The sequence below is a fragment of the Pseudomonas sp. TJI-51 genome (assembly GCF_000190455.2).
Lineage (GTDB): Bacteria > Pseudomonadota > Gammaproteobacteria > Pseudomonadales > Pseudomonadaceae > Aquipseudomonas > Aquipseudomonas juntendi.
Genome location: NZ_AEWE02000187.1, coordinates 1 through 3,862, shown reverse-complemented (window position 1 = coordinate 3,862; position 3,862 = coordinate 1). Strand labels below are relative to the sequence as shown.

Genomic DNA, 3,862 nt, shown 5'->3' with positions numbered 1-3,862 from the left:
TACGGCGAGTTTGATGCCGGAGTGCCGAAGAAGTTTGTGATCGACCCGCACAAGATGTGGGGCGCGGCGTGATCGCGTAACGAAACAGGAAGCCCCTCAGGTCGAGGGGCTTTTTTGTGGTCCCCTGGGGCGAGCACCCTAAGGGCAGAGCTTTCGCCATCAGCGACTAGCAAGCCACCGCCTTTCGTCTGACTTGTGCTCAGCTCTGCCAGAGGTCGTTCGCCATTGTGGAAGATGGTGTGCTGCTTGGCACCTGACTTTCTCGATAGCTTTCGCGCTAAGTTTGTTCATGTCTGATTTGACCTGTTGTAGTGGGCCTGAACATTTAGAACTGCAGGCGGGATTTCGAGACTGCTAGAAATAACAACCTGTAAGGCTTATACCAAGCCCTTGGAAGCGGGCTGGCCCGCGATAAAGCCAGCTCAGGCAGCGCAAGGCTTGAAGCCCTTAATGCAGAATCCGCGGCTCAGAAGGCAACTGCATTTGGGTCAAGCCCCCCTTGAGTCGCGCATGCAGCGCCTCAAATTTCATGCATGCCCGCTACTCAATATTGAATCTGATGCGGGTAGCTCGTTCGGATAAGTTCATGGGCTGGGCAGCGAGGATTCTATTTGCTGCCGCCACAAGTTTGGTTCTGTTTCTTTTATAGTGTTCCAGTGATTTTTTCCGCTCTTCGCTGGCGAGGGCTAACTTTTTGTGAAGTTCCTGACGATTCAGTGCGGGCTGTTCCGGCTTTCCCAGGGGATTTCCCGCGCCTTTCGAAGTGCTGGGGTTACTGCGAGTCACTTCATCTTTCAATTTTTTTAACTGTTTATTTTTATTAGAGGCGATTTTGCGTAAAGCTGCAGTTTTTTCATCGTAGTGCCGGTACTCTAAAGTTCGGGTTGTATTGTTGGAGAACAAGCGCCTGAATATTTTGGATGCTCTATGGCCTGAAGTGTCCGTATAGTTTATGGGGTCGCCGGCGCAGTAGTTGTAAGTATTCAAGCCACCACTAGCAAAGGGACTAAAAGAGTCTGGGCTACAGAACTGCTGTAGTTGCGGACTGAACAGCCGATAGCTACCTAATAGGTAGCATAAAGTCCGCGGGTCACGCCACTGACCGTTAAAGGCCAATAGCACCGCGTCTTCCGTGGCATCCAGATGGCCGTAAGGTGAGTACGTCACGACTTTGTCTAGTACGCCCAAGACAGAATTGGCGCGATCGCTCGTCATTATCCTTGCCGCCTGCGCGCTTTCGAGTTGCGCCAAAGCTGTATCTTGCACGCGAACAATATGACGGTACCCGTGCGGATATATCGTGGTGTTTAGATGACTATTTTGATAGAAGAGTAAAGAATTGTCATTTGACAATTCTTCCAAGCGCAGGCCGGTCGCTCCGTAAGCTGGTTCGGTTCTTTCGTTCGTTTTGTTCGACATGATATTCACCTAACAGTTGTCGGAGTGTTTGATGCTGCGCGAATCATTGCATAACCACAACTAGTAATTCTGCTAGGTTCTGTCTGAAAAAAGCCGTCGCCTACAGCGCAAGACACAAGCCAGCGAGACCATGGCGGCATAACTTTTTGCGAGCTTGTCAAAACGCGTGACGATTCGGCGGTCCTCTTTCAGCCAGCCAAACATACGCTCGATGATGTTGCGCTGTCGGTATTTGGGCCGGTCGAACAATCTGGGTAAGCCAGGCTTGGGCTTGCGCTTCATCGAGCGCAGCGGGATGACGGGTTACATTCGATATTGGTCGCAGTAGCGACGTAGCGTTTCGGTGTCGTAGCCCTTGTCGGCGAGCAGCCATTTGCAGCGTTTGCGCGGGCGGCCACGTTGGCTTGATGGAATTGGCAGCCCTGATGCCCCTGGCCGCAAGCTCGGGGTTCGCCTTCAACCTCAGCGATGCTGCCAACGCTGTCTCCGCCATGCAACATCGGAAGCAGCAAGGCCAGGTGCAGGCGCCCGAGGCACAGGCCAATTTGCTCAATACCTTGCAGCGAATTGAAGTTTACCCCCGAACAGGCTCTGGGCGGGGTGGGAGCGATGTTGGGGTTGGCGCGTAACAACCTGAGTAGCGAGGGCTATGGGCAGTTGACCAAGGGCTTGCCCGGGTTGGACCTGCTTTCCGGGGCCAATGCGTCGGGTGGGTTGAATGGGCTGGGTGAACTGTTGGGCAAGGGCAGCGAAAGCCATTCGGTGTTGAGCAATGCACTGGGCAATGATGTGGAAAACCGTAGCGACATGGACACTGTATTCAACGCGCTGGGGATGGACACCAGGATGATCGGCCAGTTTGCCCCGCTGATCCTCCAGTACCTCGGTCAGCAGGGCATCGCCGGGTCACTGTTGCAGAACCTGGGAAGCCTGTGGGTCACACCGGCGCCTATCCAGGCACCTTCAGTGTGATTGCTGACACTGAAGGTTATTTGGCAACGCCACGCAGGCGCGCAATCAGTACTTTCTGCTCTTGAACAGCGTTGACCAGCAGTGTGCGCGTTTGCGGACCCAGTTCCTCGATTTTGGCGTGTCGCAGTAGGGGATTGATTTCCTCGAGTGTGAAGTGATTGGCCAGCAATCTTCGGGTATCGGCAACTTGGTGCGGTTTCACAAAACGGGTAATGTGGCGAGCTTTGACGGCTACCGAATCAACAGGTACCCCGGTAGATTGCTCTGACACTACGTCTGTGGGATGAACGCTGATCGCGTCGATGCCGGCGTGTTTTGGCGCTGTAAATTGAATCGGTGGGTTCTCGAAACGGGTAGCACGCCGCTGCAAGTGCTCACTGACTGGCGCGGTTTGAACCGGTTTTGCCATATTGCCACGTGTGTGAAAAAACCGACCATTCATGAAGAGTAGAGTATGGCCTGTGGGATCGGCATGGTTAACTGGATCGTCAGCGCAGAAGATGTAGGGATTCGTCCCTCCTGAGCCAAAAGGGCTAAAACTGTCAGGTGAGAAGAAACGCATGATAGTCGGGCTATAGAAACGATAGCCTTGGCCTAATACGTATCCATCAGTGACCCCATTGAGAAATTCACCCTTGAAGCCCAGCATGAGTGCCTGGCTTGCTTGATTTTGACGTTGCCCGTAAGGGCAATAGGTACGCAGAGTTACCGGCACAGGTTTTACCTCGCAAGACGTTGAGCCTGAGTCTTGGCCTTTCCGAAGCCATGAGCAACTAGCAGAATTCCCAGTACGTGCCGCTGGTTTTAGCTCATTTCAGGGGCACATATCAGGCGCTGCGAGCTCAGGCAATCAACTGCTTCAACGCGCCGGGATCCTTAAGATTGGTGCTGTATTTGGAGCGACCTTGTGTCGCGAAAGGGCTGCGCAGCGGCCCTGGAATTTCAGCTCTGCCTTGAAGATTGCCGGGGCCGCTGCGCGGCCCTTTCGCGACACAAGGCCGCTCCTACAAGCGACCGCGCAAGCCCGGGAAAGCGGAGTCAGGCTGTTTCTGTGAAGTCCACCAGGCGCACCGGGCGGCGGAAGCCGACGGTCAGGACGGCCAGGTAGGCAAGGCGCAGGGCAAACCCGCACAGGCCGATTACCAACGTCAGCGCCGACAGGCTGGCCCACAGCCACAGGGTCAGCGCCAAGCCCACCAGCGGTACCAGACCGGCGCACAGCAGGCCCTTGAGGTTCCGCTGCGCCCCGTCATCCACCAGGTAAGTCTTCACCATCGCCAGGTTCACCGCCGAGAACGCCACCAGCGCACCAAAGCTGGTCGGCGAGGCCAGGGTCGCCAGGTCGATGACCAACGCCAGCAGCGAAAACGCCGACACTAGAGCAATGGCGAACACTCTGGTGCCGACATGGTCCGCGGCCGCACCACTGCCAGTGGACCGGCGGCCAGGCCGAATACGTGCTGGTGCCCTA

At 55.4% G+C, this 3,862-nt stretch carries 2 protein-coding genes and 3 pseudogenes; 1 reads left to right on the top strand and 4 read right to left on the bottom strand.

The features are described 5' to 3' along the window. Window positions 1-540: 540 nt before the first annotated feature. On the bottom strand, window positions 541-1,419 hold the full coding sequence (locus tag G1E_RS28145; RefSeq protein WP_132476556.1) for an RHS repeat-associated core domain-containing protein: 879 nt from the start codon (window positions 1,417-1,419) through the stop codon (window positions 541-543). Between the two features lie 72 nt (window positions 1,420-1,491). Next, window positions 1,492-1,833: pseudogene (locus tag G1E_RS28140) on the bottom strand (transposase); the annotation flags it as partial. On the opposite strand from G1E_RS28140, the pseudogene G1E_RS26730 reads away from it, so the two are divergent. After that, a pseudogene (locus tag G1E_RS26730) lies at window positions 1,827-2,391 on the top strand (DUF2780 domain-containing protein). The pseudogenes G1E_RS28140 and G1E_RS26730 sit on opposite strands and share 7 nt — an antisense overlap. Before the next feature lie 16 nt (window positions 2,392-2,407). Here the strand turns inward: G1E_RS26730 and G1E_RS28135 are convergent. Together G1E_RS28135 and G1E_RS26725 are read right to left on the bottom strand one after the other, a co-directional pair. After that, window positions 2,408-3,106 (bottom strand): RHS repeat-associated core domain-containing protein, encoded by a 699-nt coding sequence (locus G1E_RS28135; RefSeq protein WP_139137871.1) that lies wholly within the window; start codon window positions 3,104-3,106, stop codon window positions 2,408-2,410. Window positions 3,107-3,429: 323 nt separating this feature from the next. Next, window positions 3,430-3,862: pseudogene (locus G1E_RS26725) on the bottom strand (hypothetical protein); the annotation flags it as partial.